The organism is Oceanospirillum sanctuarii (assembly GCF_002150805.1).
Lineage (GTDB): Bacteria > Pseudomonadota > Gammaproteobacteria > Pseudomonadales > Halomonadaceae > Oceanospirillum > Oceanospirillum sanctuarii.
Genome location: NZ_MTBA01000004.1, coordinates 802645 through 823577, shown reverse-complemented (window position 1 = coordinate 823577; position 20933 = coordinate 802645). Strand labels below are relative to the sequence as shown.

The window sequence follows — 20933 nt, the reverse complement described above, 5'->3', positions numbered from 1 at the left end:
TAAAAATGAGAGTTTCTACCTCTTTGATTAACCATAACAATACCAACAGTATTCTCAAAAAGCAGACAGAATTATTTTATACCTCACAGCAACTGGGTACTGGTAAAAGAGTATTAACCCCCTCCGATGATCCTGTGGCCAGTACCTTGGCGTTTAATGCCAAGAACAAGCTGGCGAACATGGAACAGTACAGCAAGAATATTGATTATGCAGAGAAAAGTTTACGTACAAGTGAGTCTACCTTGGAGACGATTCATAATCGTCTCCAGCGTGCTCGTCAGTTGATGATCCAGGCTAATAACGATGCAATTGGCGATGATGGGCGTAAGACTATCGGGCTTGAGATGCGTGAAATTACTGATCAGCTTGAAAAGCTGATCAATACCAAAGATGAGCAAGGCAATTACATTTTCTCCGGTAGTAAAGTAGACACCGCCCCTTTCGCTAAGCAATCAGATGGTAGCTATAGCTATCAAGGGGATTCGAAAGAGCGTTCAGTGCAAACTTCGGATAGCGTGCGCTCGGCTTTAAATATGACGGGCAAAGAGATTTTTGAAGATATCCCTTCTGCTTTATTTGCTGAAAATGCTTTAAAGAGTTATCCGTCAGACCAGAATGCAAGCACAGGTGATATTTCATCTACTGGAAGTCATGCCTTCTTAGATGGGCATCAAATTGGTGATTATCAGATCGAGATTACCAACGACGCTACTGTTCCTCCGGAAATTGTTGTTACTGGGCCTACCGGTAGCATCATAGATCTATCTGCACCTTCAGTTGGTACAGCAAACACTCTAGAGGCTTTAGCTGATTATTTGAATAGTGGCGCTGATGCTTCAACGGGAGATCTGACATTATCGTTGCCGGTTGTGCCTCCAGCACCTGCAGACCAGGCTCCTGTTGCTGGTGATACTTTCACTTTACGTGTAAATAACGAAAAGCAGGATATGCTTACGGGAATGCAGCGTTTGGCGACTACTCTTGCCAGTTTTTCTGGGGCGGATAAAGATAAAGATATGCTGGCATCCTCCCTTAATGATCTGGATAGTTGGCTGAATAGTGTTGAGGTTGCTCGAACTGAGCATGGGACTCGGCGTAACAGTATTGAGGCTGTTGGTGGTAATAATGCTAGTGTTGAGATTTTCCTGAAAGAGCAGGTAAGCAATCTCGAGGATCTGGACTATGCGGAGGCCACTGGTCGTTTCGTGCTTGAGCAGACGGCGCTTCAGGCCTCTCAGCAGACCTTCAGTAAAATCTCAGCTTTAAGCCTGTTTAATTACATCAGTTAACGAAGGTGAATTATCCAAACTAGAAAATGCCGCTCCAGATGAGCGGCATTTTTATAGCCACAACGGCCATTCTTTTCCTACCTAAGATTATAACCTTGCCGTTTTTGAATTCTGATTTTAGTTTTTGCCGGTACTGACTGTTTACTTGTTGATTTTTAAGTGTTTTTTTTTGTGGCATGGTGTTTGCTTTGCTGTAAGGTAAAGTCAGGTGCATAACAATAGACTAGCTGTGTCTGACGATACTAATTTGATATGTGGCTTTTGGGTCGCGCGTCCAAAACCAGTTAGAACGGAAGGGACTGAATATGGCTCTATTTGTAAATACTAATGTTGCCGCTCTTAACGGCCAGAAAAACCTGAATGACGTAACTGCACGTATGAACAGCTCTTTTGAGAAGTTGTCTTCTGGCAGTCGAATTAATAGTGCAAAAGACGATGCCGCGGGCCTTCAGATCTCTGACCGTTTGACAACACAGGTAATCGGTTTGGAGCAGGCTACCCGTAACGCCAATGATGGAATATCGATTGCCCAGATTGCAGAGGGCGCTTTAGGAGAAATGACAAATAACATACAACGCATGCGTCAGTTGGCTGTCCAGGGCGGGAATCGAACTTTGTCATCGGATGATCGTGAAGCCCTTGGCCAAGAATTTGAAAAGTTGCTAAATGTAAATAATGGTATAGCTAACCGTACAGCCTTTGGTACGCAGAAAATTCTCAATAGCGAATCTCCAGAAACTGGATTTCAAATTCAGACTGGGGCTTATGCTGGAGAGCAGGATTCTATTACTACTGGTAATGCTGAGCTAACAGCTTTATTTGGTAAGGTCGCAGTTGACGAGTCTGGGGTAGGTGCGCTGTCGCTGATAACTAATGCGACGGCTTCTGATTTGGGGGCGATGGGCACGGCTGGGAAGTTAATTGCAGGCTATATGATGGTAAATGATGTTTCCGCCGTCAGTCTGGCTGCAGCTGCCCTTTTCACTCCTGTAGAGGGTAATGTCAGCGAGCTTGGAACAACCGCAGCAGCAGAGGTTAATGTAAGTAGCTTGGTTACTATTCTAACTAAAGAAACAGTTGCATCGGCGGCCAACTCCTCTGAAATTGCCACTATATTGGTTAGTGCAAACATTACTGGGCTATCATCTGAGTTGACAACTGTATCAAATTGGTCGGGTGAGGAGTTAAATACTGTTCATGGTTTTGCTACAGATGTTTTGTTGGATTCGATGAGTGGCTTGATTACGCAGGTCGATAAGCAGCGTGCTAAGCTAGGTGCTGAACAAAATGGCCTGACTTCGGTGGTGCGAAATAATACAACTGCAGTAGTGAATGTATCTGATTCACGTTCGCGTATTCAGGATACAGATTTTGCTGCCGAGACTGCAGAGTTGACTCGTAATCAGATCATTCAGCAGGCGTCAACTACCATTTTATCCCAAGCTAACCAGTTGCCACAAACAGCGTTGACACTTTTGGGGTAAGACTTTTTTCGGTGGGTTATCCTTGTCAAGAAAGGATCCCTTCATATTTGTGTATCTGTATCTGTATCTGTATCTGTATCTGTATCTGTATCTCCGTTCTTGCGGACTATATCTTGTAACAATTGAATTAAATAACGAGGCTTAAAATGGCTTTATTCGTAAATACCAATGTAGCCGCTTTGAACGGCCAGAAAAACTTGATGGATGTGACTGCGCGTATGAATAGCTCTTTTGAGAAGCTTTCTTCCGGTAGTCGCATCAATAGTGCTAAAGATGATGCAGCAGGGCTTCAGATCTCTGATCGTCTTACTACTCAGGTCATTGGATTGGAGCAAGCAACACGTAATGCAAATGATGGTATTTCTATTGCCCAAATTGCTGAGGGTGCGCTGGGCGAGATTACTAACAACGTCCAGCGCATGCGTCAGCTGGTTGTTCAGGGGGGGAATCGAACCTTGTCATCAGAGGATCGTTCAGCGCTTGGACAAGAATTCGAGAAGCTGCTAAATGTCAATAATGACATCGCTGATAGAACCGCTTTTGGTACACAAAAAATTCTTAATGGAGACTCTCCGACTGCAGGTTTTCAGATTCAGACAGGTGCTTATGCTGCAGAGCAAGATACCATTACTACAGGAAATGCTAAGCTTGCAGCTTTGTTCGGCAAAATCGCGAATGACGAGTCTATCACCGCTAATTTGTCAGATATGACCAGTGCTACTATTGCGAACTATGGCACAGTAGGTGAGATAGTTGCTGCTTATATGGTCGTAAACGACCAGTCTGGGGTTAGCGATGCTGTAGGTGAATTGTTTAATAATTATGTAGCTTCTATTGCCACTAACGAGCTGGGTGTTAATAACGGAGTAACGATCAATGCCTCTGCCCTAGCAACGATTTTGATTAATGAGCCGACGGCATCAGCAGCTAATGCGTCTTTGGTAGCGGCGGCTGTATCAGGTGTTTTGAACCTCACCGGAGCTGTATCAACAGGGTATGATGGGACTCAGTTTAATGAATTAACAGCATTTGCGACGGACTCATTGCTGGATGCGATGAGTAATTTGATTACTCAGGTAGATAAGCAGCGCGCTAAATTAGGGGCAGAGCAAAACGGTCTGACTTCTGTTGTGAGGAATAATACAACCGCTGTTGTTAATGTTTCGGACTCTAGATCCCGTATTCAGGATACGGACTTTGCAGCAGAAACTGCTGAGTTGACCCGTAATCAGATTATTCAGCAGGCGTCGACTACCATTCTATCCCAAGCTAATCAGCTGCCGCAGACAGCACTGACCCTTTTAGGGTAGTTACTAAGTTATAAAATGTATGGCTCCCCTCGTTGTTGCAAGCACTTTCAACGACGAGGTGGTTTTGCGCTAATGTATTCGGAGTCTCGTTGGAGGCTCTTGTCCTCCGCTCCTCGATGAGCATCCGCGCCGGATAGCCCTAAAAAAACCACAGTATTCGCTACTGTTTTTATAGAACGGGATCCTATCCGGACGGTTCAACCGTTTTCATCATCATAAGTACCTGCAAACCCGGTGATCGCTCAAGCCTTAAATGCGGTTTTACTGCTGAGCACCGCCCACGCAATACGCACCAGTTTATTGGCTAAAGCGACACAAGCCACATTGTAGGGCTTGGTTTCCAGCAGCCTGCCCAACCACTGATTGAACAGACCTGTTTCTGCTTTCCAGTGTGCTAACACAGCCCTTGCGCCATGGACAAAGAGACTGCGTAATCGTTTATTGCCTCGCTTACTGATACCCAGCAATGTATTTCGACCACCTGTCGAATACTGTCGTGGCACCAGCCCCATCCATGCCGCCATATGCCGTCCGTTTTTGAACTGTCGGCCATCGCCGACGCTCGCGACCAATAGGCTCGAGACCATATCGCCAACCCCCGGTATTGTTTTCGCCAGTTGGCAGAGTTCATCCTGTTCAACTCAGGCTTTGATTTTCTGATCCTGTACCGCGATACGTTGGTTCAGATAACAATAGTGGTCGTGTGCTTCCTGAAGCTCGATGAACAGCGCTTGCGGTAAACGAAGACTGCGTTGCCGTGCGCTCTTTGACATTGAATCGACCAGCCTTCTCTAGACCGTGTTTGTCTTGTTAACCCCAACCTGTTCGTAAACCAGTGGCGGCAGATTATTTGCGTGACCGTGTTTACGCCGAGAGTTATAAAAGATCTCGATATAGTCAAAAATGTCTGATCGAGCTTTAGCTCTTGTTGGGTAGATCTTCTTTTTGATTCGCTCTCGCTTGAGTAGCTGGAAAAAGCTTTCTGCTACAGCATTATCATGGCAGTTACCCCGACGGCTCATGCTACCCTCAAGATTGTGCTTTGCCAAAAAGTCCTGCCACTCATAACCTGTAAATTGGCTACCTTGATCTGAATGGATGAGCACCCTTTCTTTGGGTTTGCGACGCCAGACAGCGGCTAATAATGCTTGTGTGACTAACTCACTCTCCATTCGTGAGCTCATTGACCAACCAATAACCGCTCTTGAAAACAGATCGAGCACCACAGCCAAATAAAGCCAACCTTCGTGAGTTTTGATATACGTAATGTCTGTTACCCAGCGTTGATTGGGCCGGTCGGGAGAAAAATCTCGGTTGAGTAAGTTATCGGCAACATGAGCGGGTTTGCCGCCATACATACCTCTACGATTGCGATAGCCAACTTGAGCTCTCAACCCCTCCTGCTTCATAAGACGAGCTACCCGGTGTTTACTGCAGGTTTCTCCGAGGTCTCGTAGATCACTTTTGACTTTTCGATACCCGTAAACGCAGCCACTCTCTAACCAAGATTGTTTGATTAACCCAAGCAATCGTCTGTCTTCTTTAGCCCGATCAGACACAGACTGCTTCATCGACGCATAAAATCCGCTGCGCTGGATGCGAAGTGTCTGACACATCAGGCGAATGGGGTATAGGGTGAGCCGGGATTTTATGAGCGCGTACTTTTCTTGGACTCGTTGGCGAAAAATACCGTGGCTTCCTTTAGGATATCGCGCTCCTGGGTCACCCGCTTCAGTTCTTTCTCTAACGCTTTAATGCGTGCTTCCTATTCAGAGGATTGGAGATATTGCTCGCTGTTCTCCCCGTACCGCTTCAGCCAGTTATATAGACTGTTGCTCGAAACACCGATTCGTTCAGAAACACTGCTGACGGCATAACCTTCTTCGGTGATCTGTTTGACAGCTTGTATCTTAAACTCTTCTGTAAACTTGGATTTCATGACATCTCCTCAGGGCACTAAATTGTAAAGCAAATAAGTGTCTAGAGAAGGCTGGTCGATTTAACAGGTGTTCAGCTCCGCCAATGAGAAGAACGTTTGGTGTCTCAGGCGTGCCAGGATACAGCGTTCGATAATCTGTACGCCAACCTCTGCCTTGACTTTATCTTTCGGCTTGTAAGGCCGGGCGGGAACGATGGCCGTGCCATAGTGGGCTGCCAGCTGTTGGTAGGCCGCATTAACGTCAGGATCATATCGGCAGGCTTTGGAGACACCACTTTTGAGGTTGTCTGGGATCACCAGTTCTGGCACCCCGCCCAGGAACTCGAAGGCACGTAGATGGCTACCTAACCAATCGGCTTGGTTCTGCGTCCAGGTCGCTTCGGCAAAGGTGTAGTTAGATGCTCCCATAACGGCAACGAAGATCTGAGCAAAACGCACTTCGCCGGTTGTACCGCTCACCACTGGAACCGTCTGTCCTGCATAATCAACGAACAGCTTTTCACCGGCCCGGTGTGTCTGTCGCATCGACCGGCGCTGCTTCCTCTGCCAGACCTGATAGTGATGGCAGTACTGCGGGTAGCTGTAACTGCGGTTGGGATACTGCTGGGTATATTCCTCCCAAAGCAGATGCTTGGTCATCCCTTTGCGAGACAGTTCCTGATGAACCTCTCGCCAGTTCGGCATCTCAAACTGATTGGATTGGCGGTTATCGGCTTTGGGGTAAAAGCGGTTGGCGAGTTGGACATCATCCAAAGCCTCCACGGCTGCCCAGTCTATATCCAGCTCAGCCGCTTTGCTGAGGACTTTGGATACGGCCCCGACACTGACACGCAGGCTGCGTTGAATCTGCCGGACGCTGAGGTCTGCCTGCAAGCGCAGGCGCAAGATTTCTCGTAATTGTCGCATTGATAATCTCTTGTTTGGCATACCGCTCTCCAGACGAAAAAGGGAGCAGGTTACCAGTTGGAAAAATCAATGCGGAGGCGGAATCTGGAGCGTGAACAGTGATTCTGGAGACGGAGTAAAACTGTTCACGTTCAATCCAGAATGGGTGTTCACATTGGGCCAGAATCGGTGTTCACGTTCGACCAGAATGACCGTTCACGTTGGGGCAGAATATGCAATAATCTTTGCTGGGCGCGCTTTCTATGCGTAGAACGCCGATTTACTGACGTTCATGACCTGACAGAGCAGTCGTACCGGATAGCTCTGGCAGTGCGTGTTAATAAAGTGGTGTTTTACTTCATTTCTTTCGCAAAGAAAGCGCTGGCCTTTTTTAAAATCTCTTTCTCCATGCGCAGTGTTTTAACTTCTTGACGAAGCCTTTTGAGCTCTTCTTGTTCTGTCTCTGCCAAAGATGACTCACCGTTAGACTGTTCCTGCTTGTCTTTCCAGCGGTAGAGTAAATTGGTGGCAACACCCAGAGATTTAGCCGCTTCCGGGACAGAGTACCCTTGCTCAATGACAAGGGCGACAGCCTCTTCCTTAAACTCTTGAGGATATTGCTTATAGCTTCGTTTTGCAGTCATGGGCAGCACCTCTTGTTATGAAGAGTTTATCTCTTCTTGAGGTGTCCGGTATATTCAACCTGGACAGTTTATACTCATTGCGAGATGGGTACGAATCACTAAAAGTCTATTCAAACCGCCGTATGCGACCCACGCTTGTACGGTAGTGTGAGAGGACGGAGGCCGTGAGGCCTCCTCCTACTCGATTGATGTACGGCATAAAAATTTACTAAGAAAAAATTAAAGTCACTTTCTGCGCAGCCGATAAGGATATTACATGAGCTAATAGCGCTCTTAATAGCTTTGAGTAAGTGTGAGGTTTCCCATGGCTTTATTCGTAAATACCAATGTGGCATCGCTGTCAGGTCAAAAAAATTTGATGGATGTGACAGCCCGTATGAACAGCTCTTTTGAGAAGCTGTCTTCAGGTAGTCGTATTAATAGCGCTCGTGATGATGCTGCAGGGTTGCAGATATCCGACCGTCTTACCACTCAGATCACTGGTTTAAACCAAGCTAGTCGTAACGCTAATGATGGTATCTCTATCGCCCAGATCGCTGAGGGCGCTTTGGGTGAAATTACCAATAACATCCAGCGTATGCGCCAGTTAGCTGTTCAAGGCGGTAACCGTACATTATCTGACGATGATCGTAGTGCCTTGGGTGAAGAGTTCTCAAAGCTGGCGAACGTCAATAATGATATTGCAGATCGTACAGCTTACGGCACGCTGAAAATCCTGAATTATGATGCTAACTCTGCTGGTTTCCAGGTTCAGTCCGGTGCCTTTAGTGGTGAGCAGGATACTGTTACAACAGGTAATGCTAAGCTGGCATCTTTGTTTGGCCAGATTGCTAAAAATGAGATTGAAGCTGGTACTATTGCTGGCGGTATCGATATTTCGCTGATCAGTGCTGAGGCCCTTAGTGCTTTGGGTACCATTGGTGAAATCACGGCAGCATACATGATCCAAGAAGGTCAGTCGGATGTTGGGGTTGCTATTGATGCTATCTTTGGTGCTGATTTTGCAGCGCAGGCTGGTAAGTTGAGCACAATGGGTGAGAATAGTGCCTTTGCGGTTGATGTGGATGAGTTGACTAAGATTCTTACGACAACACTGACAGCTGATCATGCAACAGCTGATATGTCAGCTGTGCTGACAGGTACTGGTAGTTTTGTTGGGGTAGCGGCGGCAACAGCAATTGACTCAGACGGTGGTTATTCCGATGCTCAGCTGAATACGCTACATGGGTTTATGACGGATACTTTGCTGGATGCCATGAGTGGCTTGGTGACTTCAGTTGATAAGCAACGTGCAAAGCTTGGTGCAGAGCAAAATGGTTTGACCTCTATGGTGCGTAATAATACGACTGCTGTTGTAAATGTGTCGGATTCCCGAGCTCGTATTCAGGATACTGATTTTGCAGCTGAAACAGCTGAACTCACACGTAATCAGATCATTCAGCAGGCTTCTACTACCATTCTGTCTCAGGCAAACCAGTTGCCTCAGACTGCACTGTCTTTACTACGATAGTTGCTCTTTTAAATAATAGGGGGTCTGAATTTTTTTCAGAACTTCCCTGCCGAAGCTAAAAGTTTGTAGTTGCTAGCGGATCTTGATTAAAGCAGATTTGTTTGGCTTAAAAGCTGCAATAGAGTTTGAGGATTATGTTATGGCTTTATTTGTAAATACTAATGTTGCATCGCTATCAGGTCAAAAAAATCTGATGGACGTGACTGCACGCATGAATAGTTCTTTTGAAAAGCTGTCTTCTGGTAGCCGTATTAATAGTGCGCGTGATGATGCTGCAGGCTTGCAGATTTCTGATCGTCTGACCACTCAGATTACAGGTCTTAATCAGGCTAGTCGTAACGCTAACGACGGCATATCCATCGCTCAGATCGCTGAAGGTGCTTTGGGGGAGATTACCAATAATATTCAGCGCATGCGGCAGCTGGCTGTTCAGGGGGGGAATCGAACTCTTTCCAGTGACGATCGTAGTGCTCTGGCAGAGGAATTTGAGAAACTAGGTAAGGTGAATAACGACATTGCTGATCGTACAGCTTACGGTACCCTGAAAATTCTGAATGGTGAGTCTCCTTCAGAAGGGTTTCAGATTCAGTCGGGTGCCTTTTCTGGTGAGCAGGATACAGTAACAACTGGTAATGCTAAATTAGCTGCTTTGTTTGGAAAAGTTGCTGATGATGAAAGTATTACAGGTGTCATGTCGGCTTTAGATAGTACAAACATTCAAAACTATGGAACGGTAGGTAAGTTGGTGGCTGCTTATATGGTGGCTAACGATGAATCTGGTGTTCAGGATGCAGTTTCTGCGCTATTCAATAACACTGTAGGTGATAGTGTAGCTGCTAATGAAATGGGCAAAGATAACAGCATTACGTTCAACATGTCTGCGCTGGCTACAATTCTGTCCTCTGAACCTACTGCATCTACAGCTAACGCCTCATTGATTGAGGCGGCACTTACTAATGTGATTACAGTAACAGGTGCTGTTTCAACTGGTTGGGATGATACCCAGATGAATGAGCTGTATGCATTTGCAACGGATACTCTGCTAGATGCTATGAGTGATCTTGTGACGCAAGTGGATAAGCAGCGTGCAAAACTCGGGGCAGAGCAGAACGGTCTAACTTCCATGGTACGCAATAACACCACGGCTGTAGTTAACGTTTCTGATTCCCGTGCGCGTATTCAGGATACTGATTTCGCAGCAGAAACTGCTGAGCTGACCCGTAACCAGATCATACAGCAGGCATCTACTACGATCCTGTCTCAGGCGAATCAGCTGCCTCAGACTGCACTGTCTCTGCTGCGTTAATCACTACGCAACAGTTAACAGTCAAAAATCCCGCTTCGGCGGGATTTTTTTTTTGGCTACAAAAAGCAGCAAAATTCATTTTAAGCTTTAGCTGCACAGGCCGATATAAAAGTTATACTGTTAGTAAGCCGATGGTGAATGGGGGTTGGCATGAAAATTGATTCTTCAACAGATGCGTATGGGCATAGCGCAGATATGCGGCAAAAAAATTCCGCTACTCAGGTTGATAAGGTTACCACTGAGGCGGGGGTTAAACTGGAAAATGCGAGGGCTTCAGCGATTGAAGAGCTCAAATCCTCAATGGCAGGCAAAGAGGGCAGTGAAGAAGATCTCCGTGATGCCGTTGAAAAAGTGAATCAGTATGCAGATATTCAAAAAGTAAGCTTGCGTCTTCAGGTTGAGAAAGAGCTGCAGAAAGTTATTGTAAAAGTAGTAGATAAAGACACGGACGAAGTGATTCGTCAGATCCCATCCGAGCAGACGATTGCTATTGCCAAAAGGCTGGATGAGGTGATGAAGGAGTTTTTGCAAGGGGATGCCCGTTCTGCCTTCAATCTTTTGTCAGACGAAGTTTAAATTTTAAACGCATAGCGTAAATCGCTATCAGGAGATCGTTATGAACTTTTTAGGTATCGGATCAGGTTTGGATCTGTCTACTATGCTAGATGGCTTAGTGAGAGTAGCAACAGAGCCTAAAGTTAATCAATTGACTCGAAGAGAGATCCAAATTGAAGACTCGATTTCGGGCCTTGGTATCCTGAAAAGTGCATTATCGGACTTTCAAAGCGCTTCAGATGCACTGAAAGACAGTAGCCTCTTTACCAAAATGACGCCCACGCTGACACAGCCTGCCAGTGGAGATCTGATCAAAGTTGAAGCTGGCGATAGTGCAGTTGCTTCTAGTTACGATATTGAAGTGGTCTCTCTTGCCCAGGGGAGTAAGGCAACATCATTTTGGCGCTCGGAGAAATACCAAAGTGATTTTTTTGCCAGCACTACAACGGCGCTCAGTAAAGCGGGTGATCTTACGTTCACTACTGGAGCTGCTACAACCAAAACCATCACTCTGGACGGTTCTGAGTCACTTGAGGCGATCAAAGATAAAATCAATGCTGATACAGACCTTAAAGCTGCAGGTATATCGGCTAAGGTAGTGGATGGTAGACTCGAGTATTTCAAGTTGGGAACATCCGGAACCGTTGCAGTTGAGGCCAGCAATGCTAATGTTGGCTCCTTTGCTACTACTGGGACGAATGCCGATATGACCCTACGTGCGGATAGCACAAAGGAAACTGGGTTGGCAGGTCGATTAACGTTTGAGGCTGATGGAAAAACCTTTAATGTTGATATAGACCCAGATGAAACAAAGTCATTAGATGCTGTTGTTGCAGCTATCAATAGTGCTGATGATAACTTTGGTGTAACCGCTAACATTATTGATGGGAAGCTAGTTTACCAGTCATCAATCACTGGTACTGGTAATAACCTTATTGTTACCTCTTCCGATGGTGAAGATGCGGATGGCAATGTGATAGGTGAGTCAGCTAACCTGAGTGGTTTGACTACTGGCGCTGGAAATATGGTTATTGGTACAGCTGCATCTGATGCAGAGATTAAAGTTGATGGTGTTTCAATTACAAATGATACCAACACTTTTGATGCTGCCGTTTCCGGTCTTACCATTACCGCGCTTAAGCAGTCTAAGGATGCTGGTACTGCAGATGCTGAAACAGCATCTTTAACTGTAGGCAATAGTCAGAGTGATGTGAAATCGAAAATTGATGCATTTGCTTCCGCCTATAACAAGCTACGGGAGAAAATGAACGAGCTGAAAGGTTCAACAGATGAAGAGGGGAATTTTATTGCCGGTAAATTAAGTACCGACCCCATCCTTCGTAACGTGGAATCTGTATTGAATAACCTGATTACGCGCCAGGTAGATGGTGCAGACTCAGAGTTAAACACTCTCTACTCTATTGGTCTTGAGATTGAGAGTGATGGCACTTTGGCTACCAATAGTGATCGCCTGAATGCTGCACTGGCTGGTGATATGACAGATCTGCAAAAACTTTTTGCTGGTGAGGGGGCTGCATCAACAGCTGGACTTGGTGATGAAATTAGCTCTCAACTTGATAACTTTGTCAGCTTCACAGGGATTATTAAAGGAAAGGAAGACTCTTTTCAGGAACAGATGAAAGATATTGAGGCTCAGTACGAAGCCCATGCGCGTTATATCGAAAGTTACGAGAAAACATTAAAGCAGCAGTTTACAGCCCTAGATGCCACCATGGCCAAAATGAATTCAATTATGCAGTATATTGGCCCTCAACTTGCTGCTTTACCGGGTGCGGCGAAATAATTCCCATCCGTGAAATACAAAAGATAAAGGTTCTACCATGAATAAAGCGATCAATCAGTATAAAAATGTAAGTGTAGAAAGCGGGCTGGAAGGTGCATCCCCATATCAGATAACCAAAAAATTACTTGATGGCTGTATGATCTTTCTAAAGCAGGCAAAGGTTGCTGTGCAGAATAAGGACTATGAGAAGAAGTCATTTCATATCTCAAAAACTCAGGCCATTATTACAACCCTAGCAGCCAGCCTTCAGTCAGACAAAAATGAAGAGGTTTCTGGTAATCTGCTTGCTTTGTATGATTTCTGTCTGAATGAGTTGATTACTGCCTCATCAGAAATGAAGGTTGACAAGATAGAGTCTGTTGAAAAGGTTATGGGGGAAATTAAGGCTGGTTGGGATTCAATTCCTATGGATGCTGTGATTGAGGCTGAAAATATGCGTCAGAAAGGGCCTCAGGTAAGTACGGATGCAGGATAAAAAGGTTATGCAGGAAAAAAATTCTCCACGAAATATAAAAAACGATACAGAGAGTTTTACAGACTATGAGTTGGTTGCCGCTTTTATTGAGAAGCGCCTAACTGATAATTTGGCAGCGTTCAAACAACACTTGCCTGATATTTATGAAATGTTCAAAGAATATAGTGAGGAACAGTATTTTCTGATATATGATCAATCAGGCAATATAAATTTATTCGACCGTTTGAATGAAAAAGTAATCTATGGTGAGAATCCCGTTGTTGAGTGCTTAGATAATTTCAAAAAATATTCTTCATCACCGATTCAACGCCCCTACATTATCGGCTCTGGTTCTAATGAGCTTCCGGATGAGGTTAATTACCTTCATAATGCTTCTCTAAGCAAAATTGCTCAGTTTCAGCATGAAGCCTTGAAAGGCTTAGTAGAAGAGATATCCGTTAGCTCATTTTTTAAACAAGAAGATGAAACGCTTCAGCCAAGCAATAATAGGATACTGCCACAACAGATTAATTTGATGTTTATCTTTTCTGTTGGTTTGGGCTTTGATATTGAGCGCTTGAGCTTGGATTATGATATTCGAAAATTAATAATCGCTGAGCCAAATCCAGATATTTTTTTCGCCTCGATGCAACTGGTTGATTGGGCTGCCATATTAGATCGCTTTTTATCTTCTGGTAAGTATATTGCAATTCTAATCAATAACTGTCAAAAAGATCTGGTAAGTGATATCTCTCATGTTGTGAACAGCATAGGGCGCCATAATGTTGCTGGTGCCTACTTGTATAGTGCTTTTTTTCTAGAATCTTATCAGGAAATTTTTAAAGATATTAAATCTGCGATTTCTTATAGCTACTTGAGTGGTTATGGCTTCTATGATGACTCGAGATATAGTATTGCCCATACTATGGGTAATATAGCGAATAATGTTCCTCTCCTTGCTTCAAATAGGAATGTAGCTAAGGGTTTTGGACAAAGCAAATTTCCTGTTTTTATTATTGGTAATGGCCCATCTCTAGATGATGATCTTGAATTTATAGCCAGCGTTCAGGATAAAGCTGTTATTGTTAGTTGTGGGACTGCACTTAGACCTTTGGTTATGATGGGTATAGAACCTGACTTCCATGTTGAGTTGGAACGAACGGCTCATGTTCCCTTGTGGATAGAGCAGTCAAGTAAAGGTGTTGATAGTTTCTCTGAAATGATTAAGAACACTATTTTTATAGGTGTTTCTCAGGTTCATCCCAGAACAGCAACATTATTTAACCGTTCAGGTATGATGCTTAAAGACATCGAGTCTGGCTCCTCTTTAGTTTATAAAGTTCTAAAAGATTCTGGTGTGGCTCTCATACCGCGCTTAGCTCCTAGCTGCGTTCATACCGCTATTAGTGCCACAGTTTTAATGGGTTATCGGGACTTTTATTTGTTTGGTGTTGATATGGGTACTCTTGACCCTGAAAAACATCATTCCAAATATAGTGCGTACGAACAACTGAAAGACGGTGAGTCTGATCTTTATAAAATCAATCCAAAAGCAGAGGTTTATCCATCCAATTTTGGCGATCAGGAGGTTTATTCTTCAGGCTTTCTTCCTATGTTCAAAAGGGTATTAGAAGAAATTTTAACCGGGTGGAATGCAACATTTGAAGGTTCTTTAACATTCAATAACTGTAGTAATGGAGCAAAAATAATCGGTTCGGAGCCATTATCAAAGGAAAATATTGATTTAGATAATGGCTTGTCTGGATTCGATAAGAAGACTGTTGTTACTTCAGTATTTGATGCTCACTTTAGCCTAATGCCAGAAAAAAGTTATCAGAAATTGCTTAGTGAACTGGAGTCAGTGAAAGTGAAGCTCGGTGATTTATGTGACAAGGCTATAATGAATATCAAGCCGCTTAAAAGTATTGATGAAGCTATGGATCTTGTTGATTATTTTTCTATACCGTTTCATAGTGAGGATATGTTGCCGGATGAAGATGCTTGGATGTACTCGCTTGTTGATGGTTCATTGCTTTATATTCTAAGTATCGTCAACTCTACAGCTATGCTGCCTGTCTCTGAAAAGTTAAGGTTGCAGGTAATTAATAATCAGTTTGATGAGCTAAGAAAACTATTCATTGGCATTAAAGAAGACTTTGATACCTGTGCTCTAAATTGGGATCAGGAGTCAAGATATGACATGTTTTAATGGTGTATCTAATGCATGATAGGCTAACTTCTTGGTCAGATATTGTTAAGCAATTTTCCGATATCAAAGAGTCTGCTTCAGTTGATGACTGGGTAAGTGTCAGTGTGAAGTGCGACCTTGTAGAGCAGGATATTATTTTCTTCTTTGAATCTAAGATCTTTGCACTCTCTGACCATGAAAAGTCATTCATTAAAGACGAAGGGCTCTTGCTTATGGAAGAAATGAAGCAGCTAGCATTGCTGGCTGCACATAAGAGGAAAGCAATTGCTCAGGAATCAAAAAATCATGTTGTAGCTAAGAAAGGAATTCAAGCTTATAAAAATAATTAGTTTATAGTTGATTTAGGCCATGGAGACTATCCGAGGGGGGGGCATCGTTCTGTGTCACGCATTACTTACAGATCCACGTAACCGTCGATCCGGCTTTCGAGGGGATGCTCAGCTGCGATAGTGTCAGGTTCCAGTTTTGCACCGGATGCGTCCATCGCTCTGATGCCTTAACGTACCTGTGTACAGCAGCTTGAGCAACGCGTTTTCATTGGCTAAGCCACCTTTGGTCTTGGTCAGTTTACGGAACTGGCGGTGCATCGCCTCAAACGCATTGGTCGTGTAAATCGCTTTGCGCACCTGTTCCGGATACTTGAAGTAAACCGAGAGGTCCCCCACTTGCTCCGCCAGAACTTGATCACCAGTGGGTACTGAGTACCCCATTTCGTTTCCAGCTCGTCTAAAGTCTGTTCGGCCGCATTCTGGGTTATGTTGCCCTAAACGCACTTCACGCTGTTGCGGATCTGATGGATGATACAACGCTTCACCTCGGTTTTCGGGAAAACGGTATCAATCGCTTCAGGGAAGCCTTTCAGGCAATCCACTGAGGCGATCAGAATGTCTTTTACACTCCGGTTCTATAGATCAGCCAGTACATTCAGCCAGTAACAAGCACCCTCACTCTGAGAGAGACAGAGTCCCAATAGTTCCTTTTTCACTTCGATGTTCAGGCCTAAAATCGTGTCCAGAGCTTTTGAGACGATGCGGCCGTTTTCTTTGATTTTGTAGTGAGTCGCATCCAACCAGACAAAGGGGTAAACGGCCCCCAGCTTATGTTCCTGCCAAGCTCTTAACTCGGGCAACCGGTCGGTAATGGCGCTAATGTTACCTTAGAGACTTCGGTGCCGTACAATTTCAGCAGATATTCCCGGATGCTCTGGTAGCTGTTACCCAAGGCAAACAGGGAGATGATATTGCGTTCCATCTCATCGGTCAGTCGGGTCTGGTACTTTTTAACCGTCTGCGGTTCGAACGAGCCATTGCGATCACGAGGTGTTTCCAACTCAAAAGAGCCAGAAGCCATTTAATTGCTTTCGGGAGGCTCCGTTTTTACGATTAGACTGGGAATCCGGCCCCAAATGCTCATCCAGTGTAGTGCCTAATGCTGCTTCGGTGATCTACTTGATCAGAGATGTAAGCAGACCGTCTTTGCCATTGAGATCCTAATCGGACTGCAGGGCCTTAGCGAAGGCCTGGATGTCGATTTCATATTTATCGGGCATGATGTGTCACTCCCTGTAGAGGATAAGCTATCGGGGTTGACACAGAATTTTGAACACTGCCCACCTTGGAGATAAGACTAGGGGATACGTCGGCGCCATACATTTCCTGGAACGATGCAACGATTTCTCGAGTACTCATACCCTTGGCATACAAGCTGAGGATCTTATCGTCCATGGAGGTAAAGCGGGTTTGCTGCTTCTTGACGAGTCGTGGTTCAAAACTGCCGTTTCGATCCCGTGTTGTCTCAATCTTGAACTGGCCATCTTCAGTGCCTAACGTTTTACTGTAATAACCATTACGGCTGTTGTCAGAGGGGCTTTGGGCATGCTTATCATAACCAAGATGGTCATTAAGTTCGGCATTAAGTGCCGTTTCAACCGTGATCTTGGTGAGCATTTGCCGAAAGTCGTTCAGATCACTTTCAGTTTTAATTGTTTTAGCGACTTCGCGAGCGAAAGCTTCAAGTTGTTGCTTGTACATACTGCCTATCCTTAGCTGTCGGGTCCCCACCCGCTTATGGAATAATTCCGGGTTTTTTCTTGCCATTCCTTCATTGCTTTGATGGGAGGCTGATGGTTCAGTGCTTTCTGCGATATATGATGATTATACAACCAACAGTAGCGTTTTACGTCTGTTTCAGATCTTCTGATGACTCGTAACGACGTGTTACCAGCACATCACTTATGCGACCATTAAAACGCTCCACCATACCATTGGTTTGAGGGCGCCCTGGCTTGATCAGGCCGTGTTCAATCTCGTGCTCCAGACAGATCTTATAAAAAAAGATGCTTACCAGCGGGCTTGCGCTCACCGCCTACCGTGAAACGGTCTGTGTAGCATTTTCTGTTGTCCGTCAGCACCTTCTGAGCGGTATATCGATCATGCGCTTCAGGAAGTCACGGGTATCTTCCGCAGACTGACTGGATAATACCTCCAGATAAACCCTGTGTGTTGCGCGGTTAATGTCAACATGCAGATATTGGCGCTGCGCTTCATCCGGTATCTGTGGCAGGTACTTGATATCAATGTGCACAAAACCGTGTTCATATGCTTTAAAAGGCTTGTGGCCAGAGTTTAGATCCGGGCTGAGTGCTTTGTCCTGTCTGGTCAGTTCTGCCAGAGGTGGTACCTGTCTTCGTTTTAACATACGAAGGGCAGAATGTGATAGCGCCGGATTAAGGAATTAACGACCCACAGCCAACAGGTCATCCAAGCCCAGATGGAGATGTTCACGAGCCGCAATCAAGATGCCTTCCTGTACGGGTGTCAGTGTTGCCAGAAGACTATGGAGGGTATGAGGGCGATCAAGAACATCGTTACGATAACGCCATATTGGCTGGCCAGCTCTTTGTTGCTGACGGATTCTGGGGCTTACTGTATCTCAGCTCTGATCCTGGGGGGCGTCGTCGCCTGCTTATGTAACTTGATGTTCATGCAGATGCTCCTGAATGATCTGGTGAAGGAGTTCTCTTGCAGTAAGCAAAGGATAACTCCTTAATGAAATTTGATCATCTGGAACTTGACACTTAGCACTACTGGCTAAATGATAGGCAGTTACACAGTTTTATCTATAGTCTCAGGCCATGTCAAACATGGCCTTCACTTTACTTCAGCTTGTTCTTTAGTACCCACTCTCCATCGACCAGTTTCCAAATGCCTTTATCTCTGAACTTCTCTACTGTTTGATCAAACTCTTCCTTTGTTATCATGTGGAAATTAAGGAAATCATCAAGGTCATTAAATGGCTTTTGATCTTGGAGCTGATTTACGATCTTTACAGCGTCATGACGAGACAGTCTGCCATTCCAGATATCATAGCAGGTCTGATCTGTTGGCCTCCAGAAACCAAATTTAAGGTATTTGAACCAGATATTGATTTCGCAGAGTTTTTCATCAATGTTATCATAGTCCAAGAAATTACCTGGCAATGGACCTTTCTTTCTACTGATAAAGCCCCGTTCTCTCACGAACTCATAATTGGCTCTGCCGTCCCACTTTACAAAGTGACCTAGATAAATGCTTTGAATGCCGGCATCTACAAGTTTTTTATAGTCAGGGTACTTGTAGAAAAATATATCTCTTTCAGATATATCGTTATCAATCCAATCAAATATTGTTTTTTCTTTAATTAAGTCGCTTTTATCGATCGCTAGTGCAGACGGCTTGCTATCAGAGCGCTGTATGCCACCAAACTCAAATGCAATATCTTCTCCCCAGATGACTAGTGGGACCTCATAGATAAGTGCTGTGTTAACAACAGAAGAAAACATTGCGCAGTGTTCAGCCCAGTTAGGTTCACCCTGGCGTAAAAAGCACTTTTTCCGTATTTTTCTAAATGTGCTAGGCTTAATTGTGATTTTCATATGATCAACGTTTAAATCTTTGATCATATTGTTCAGGTTCTCAATACCTTCCGTTGTAGGTAAATGAGCACCAAGAGTTACGCAAAGAACTTTAAGCCCAAAATTTTCAGCGAGCATCGCAGCTTGATACCAGCTATCCTTTCCACCACTAACAGCTACAATGCAGTCATAAAAAGGGTATTCTTGATTCTTTATGTTATGTACAATATTTTCCAACTGCTTAAAGCGCTCAGTCCAATCAATACCTTCTTTTATTTTTTTAGTTCGACACGCATTGCAGTGACCATTTTCGTCTAACACAACGCCGGGTTTGGTATCTGGCATTACACAGCTTGAACAAAAATTCATCAATCAACCCTCAATGGCTTTATAGTTGTTTTTGTCCATGTAGGTTCTTCCTAATAAAATGTATTCATCAGAATTAGACTGTTCTTCAAGAAGCTCTGTTCTTAGGTATGGTTGGGTTTCGGTTGGCTTATAATCAAATCCTGTATCTATTTCTATATTACTATTTAAAATGCTTCCGTGGCAAAACCATTCCCCATTGCAGTCTTTAGACCAAGCTTTTGGATCTCTGAAAGGATCTATGTGGGCGAGGAGTTCTTCTTCATTCATATCGATCCATTTTAAAAATGTACTGAGTGATTCTGGTTTTTTTTCTAAGTACTCCTTTATTAATAAATAGCCTTTTTCTCGTGATAGTCTTTTCAATCGGATGTCTCTGGCTACATGATCGATAACTTTTGAGTAACCAAACTTAAGGTATTTGATGTAGTCGTGTACGCTGGCATTGTTAAAGCAGTTAATAGACTCGTAAGTATTATATGTTCGTTCCTGAAGGTGGGTCTCATAGCCGAAATTTATTATAGCGCTTTCAGTTTGCTCTTTAGAATCCCAAAAGACATAGTTTCCTATATATAAACCACGAACTCTTGAATTTTCTAGCTGTTTATCAGATGGGTATGTAAAGGCTTGAAGGTCTTTTTTAGAAATGTTTTTAGACATTCCTAATAGTGATTCTGCATCATAGCCACGCATAGCGTGTTCTTTCCTTACTTTCTTGGTCATCTCGGCATTATCATAATGGCTAAACATTCCTACTTGATCCAGCCAGCCATTTACTCCCCAAATGACTAATGGAATATTTAGCTTTGTAGCAACCTGAACAGGAAACGTTTGGCTCCCGGCTAATACATGCCAATACATATCGCCAAATTCTTTCAAAGTAATACGAGTTATTTCTTTTATAGTTTCCGGGCCAACTGTCGACATCATATGGTCACAGTCCAATTTAGTGATCAGTCTGGCTAAATTCCTGACACCAACTTTAGTATTGAAATGGGTGTTGTATGTTACTAAAAGAGGGTTTAGTCCAAACGTATTCTTCACCAAATCTACCACAAAAAAATCGTCGCCTACCCCGGTTACAGGTATGACGCAGTCGTATGATGTACCTGGTCTGTTTTTATACTGATCCAATATGTTGGATAGTTCTTCCGCTTTTTTTGACCAGTCAATACTGTATTTTTCTTCATGTACACGGCAACCACTGCAAACACCTTGATCATCAATAATGATATTTAATGCATGGTTATCAGGATAAAAACAACGATTACAGAATTTCATCTTGT

Annotated in this window: 13 protein-coding genes and 7 pseudogenes; 10 read left to right on the top strand and 10 right to left on the bottom strand. The window is 44.1% G+C overall.

Annotated elements, in window-relative coordinates; translation table 11 throughout:
- Window positions 1-5 precede the first annotated feature (5 nt).
- The 3 genes from flgL (at window position 6) to BV405_RS18025 (ending at window position 4083) form a co-directional block, all read left to right on the top strand.
- Window positions 6-1289 (top strand): flagellar hook-associated protein FlgL, encoded by a 1284-nt coding sequence (flgL, locus tag BV405_RS10755; protein WP_086480842.1) that lies wholly within the window; start codon window positions 6-8, stop codon window positions 1287-1289.
- A gap of 305 nt (window positions 1290-1594) precedes the next feature.
- Window positions 1595-2773, top strand: coding sequence for a flagellin N-terminal helical domain-containing protein (locus BV405_RS10750; RefSeq protein WP_086480841.1), 1179 nt, complete (start codon window positions 1595-1597; stop codon window positions 2771-2773).
- Between the two features lie 146 nt (window positions 2774-2919).
- Complete coding sequence (locus BV405_RS18025) at window positions 2920-4083, top strand: flagellin N-terminal helical domain-containing protein (RefSeq protein WP_086480840.1); 1164 nt, start codon at window positions 2920-2922, stop codon at window positions 4081-4083.
- A gap of 242 nt (window positions 4084-4325) precedes the next feature.
- On the opposite strand, the pseudogene BV405_RS10740 reads toward BV405_RS18025, so the two are convergent.
- The 5 genes and pseudogenes from BV405_RS10740 to BV405_RS10725 form a co-directional block, all read right to left on the bottom strand.
- A pseudogene (locus tag BV405_RS10740) lies at window positions 4326-4706 on the bottom strand (IS110 family RNA-guided transposase); the annotation flags it as partial.
- Between the two features lie 18 nt (window positions 4707-4724).
- Window positions 4725-4856, bottom strand: coding sequence for a hypothetical protein (locus BV405_RS18020; protein WP_281251668.1), 132 nt, complete (start codon window positions 4854-4856; stop codon window positions 4725-4727).
- A gap of 18 nt (window positions 4857-4874) precedes the next feature.
- Window positions 4875-6022 (bottom strand): annotated as a pseudogene (locus tag BV405_RS10735) (IS3 family transposase).
- A gap of 63 nt (window positions 6023-6085) precedes the next feature.
- Window positions 6086-6949: pseudogene (gene istA, locus BV405_RS10730) on the bottom strand (IS21 family transposase); the annotation flags it as partial.
- Window positions 6950-7174: 225 nt separating this feature from the next.
- Window positions 7175-7551, bottom strand: a pseudogene (locus BV405_RS10725) (transposase); the annotation flags it as partial.
- Between the two features lie 304 nt (window positions 7552-7855).
- Between BV405_RS10725 and BV405_RS10720 the strand changes: the two are divergent.
- The 7 genes from BV405_RS10720 to BV405_RS10690 all read left to right on the top strand — a co-directional run bounded on the left by BV405_RS10720 (window position 7856) and on the right by BV405_RS10690 (window position 15718).
- Window positions 7856-9061, top strand: coding sequence for a flagellin N-terminal helical domain-containing protein (locus BV405_RS10720; RefSeq protein WP_086480837.1), 1206 nt, complete (start codon window positions 7856-7858; stop codon window positions 9059-9061).
- Between the two features lie 139 nt (window positions 9062-9200).
- Complete coding sequence (locus BV405_RS10715) at window positions 9201-10367, top strand: flagellin N-terminal helical domain-containing protein (RefSeq protein WP_086480836.1); 1167 nt, start codon at window positions 9201-9203, stop codon at window positions 10365-10367.
- A 150-nt stretch (window positions 10368-10517) separates the two neighbouring features.
- A complete protein-coding gene (locus BV405_RS10710; RefSeq protein ID WP_176330117.1) occupies window positions 10518-10943 on the top strand; it encodes a flagellar protein FlaG in 426 nt (141 codons plus the stop codon).
- A 40-nt stretch (window positions 10944-10983) separates the two neighbouring features.
- Complete coding sequence (fliD, locus tag BV405_RS10705) at window positions 10984-12726, top strand: flagellar filament capping protein FliD (protein ID WP_086480835.1); 1743 nt, start codon at window positions 10984-10986, stop codon at window positions 12724-12726.
- A 37-nt stretch (window positions 12727-12763) separates the two neighbouring features.
- On the top strand, window positions 12764-13201 hold the full coding sequence (fliS, locus tag BV405_RS10700) for a flagellar export chaperone FliS (protein WP_086480834.1): 438 nt from the start codon (window positions 12764-12766) through the stop codon (window positions 13199-13201).
- On the top strand, window positions 13191-15389 hold the full coding sequence (locus BV405_RS10695) for a motility associated factor glycosyltransferase family protein (protein ID WP_086480833.1): 2199 nt from the start codon (window positions 13191-13193) through the stop codon (window positions 15387-15389). The genes fliS and BV405_RS10695 overlap by 11 nt, the downstream gene beginning before the upstream one ends.
- Window positions 15390-15400: 11 nt before the next feature.
- The gene (locus BV405_RS10690; RefSeq protein ID WP_140054554.1) at window positions 15401-15718 is read left to right on the top strand and encodes a hypothetical protein; all 318 of its coding nucleotides are present in this window, start codon (window positions 15401-15403) and stop codon (window positions 15716-15718) included.
- 65 nt (window positions 15719-15783) lie between these two features.
- Here BV405_RS10690 and BV405_RS18115 read toward each other — a convergent pair.
- The 5 genes and pseudogenes from BV405_RS18115 to BV405_RS10665 all read right to left on the bottom strand — a co-directional run.
- Window positions 15784-16878: pseudogene (locus tag BV405_RS18115) on the bottom strand (IS256 family transposase); the annotation flags it as partial.
- A gap of 121 nt (window positions 16879-16999) precedes the next feature.
- A pseudogene (locus tag BV405_RS10680) lies at window positions 17000-17419 on the bottom strand (transposase); the annotation flags it as partial.
- Between the two features lie 27 nt (window positions 17420-17446).
- Window positions 17447-18373: pseudogene (locus tag BV405_RS10675) on the bottom strand (integrase core domain-containing protein); the annotation flags it as partial.
- Between the two features lie 170 nt (window positions 18374-18543).
- Window positions 18544-19650: an N-acetyl sugar amidotransferase gene (locus BV405_RS10670; protein WP_086480831.1), complete on the bottom strand. Its 1107-nt coding sequence runs from the start codon at window positions 19648-19650 to the stop codon at window positions 18544-18546.
- 3 nt (window positions 19651-19653) lie between these two features.
- A complete protein-coding gene (locus BV405_RS10665) occupies window positions 19654-20928 on the bottom strand; it encodes an N-acetyl sugar amidotransferase (protein ID WP_086480830.1) in 1275 nt (424 codons plus the stop codon).
- Window positions 20929-20933 lie beyond the last annotated feature (5 nt).

Coding starts and splice junctions, on each gene's coding strand:
- fliS (WP_086480834.1), top strand. CDS start 12,764: ATGAATAAAGCGATCAATCAGTATAAAAATGTAAGTGTAGAAAGCGGG.
- BV405_RS10695 (WP_086480833.1), top strand. CDS start 13,191: ATGCAGGATAAAAAGGTTATGCAGGAAAAAAATTCTCCACGAAATATA.
- BV405_RS10665 (WP_086480830.1), bottom strand. CDS start 20,928: ATGAAATTCTGTAATCGTTGTTTTTATCCTGATAACCATGCATTAAAT.
- BV405_RS10720 (WP_086480837.1), top strand. CDS start 7,856: ATGGCTTTATTCGTAAATACCAATGTGGCATCGCTGTCAGGTCAAAAA.
- BV405_RS10715 (WP_086480836.1), top strand. CDS start 9,201: ATGGCTTTATTTGTAAATACTAATGTTGCATCGCTATCAGGTCAAAAA.
- fliD (WP_086480835.1), top strand. CDS start 10,984: ATGAACTTTTTAGGTATCGGATCAGGTTTGGATCTGTCTACTATGCTA.
- BV405_RS10670 (WP_086480831.1), bottom strand. CDS start 19,650: ATGAATTTTTGTTCAAGCTGTGTAATGCCAGATACCAAACCCGGCGTT.
- flgL (WP_086480842.1), top strand. CDS start 6: ATGAGAGTTTCTACCTCTTTGATTAACCATAACAATACCAACAGTATT.
- BV405_RS18025 (WP_086480840.1), top strand. CDS start 2,920: ATGGCTTTATTCGTAAATACCAATGTAGCCGCTTTGAACGGCCAGAAA.
- BV405_RS10710 (WP_176330117.1), top strand. CDS start 10,518: ATGAAAATTGATTCTTCAACAGATGCGTATGGGCATAGCGCAGATATG.
- BV405_RS18020 (WP_281251668.1), bottom strand. CDS start 4,856: ATGTCAAAGAGCGCACGGCAACGCAGTCTTCGTTTACCGCAAGCGCTG.
- BV405_RS10690 (WP_140054554.1), top strand. CDS start 15,401: ATGCATGATAGGCTAACTTCTTGGTCAGATATTGTTAAGCAATTTTCC.
- BV405_RS10750 (WP_086480841.1), top strand. CDS start 1,595: ATGGCTCTATTTGTAAATACTAATGTTGCCGCTCTTAACGGCCAGAAA.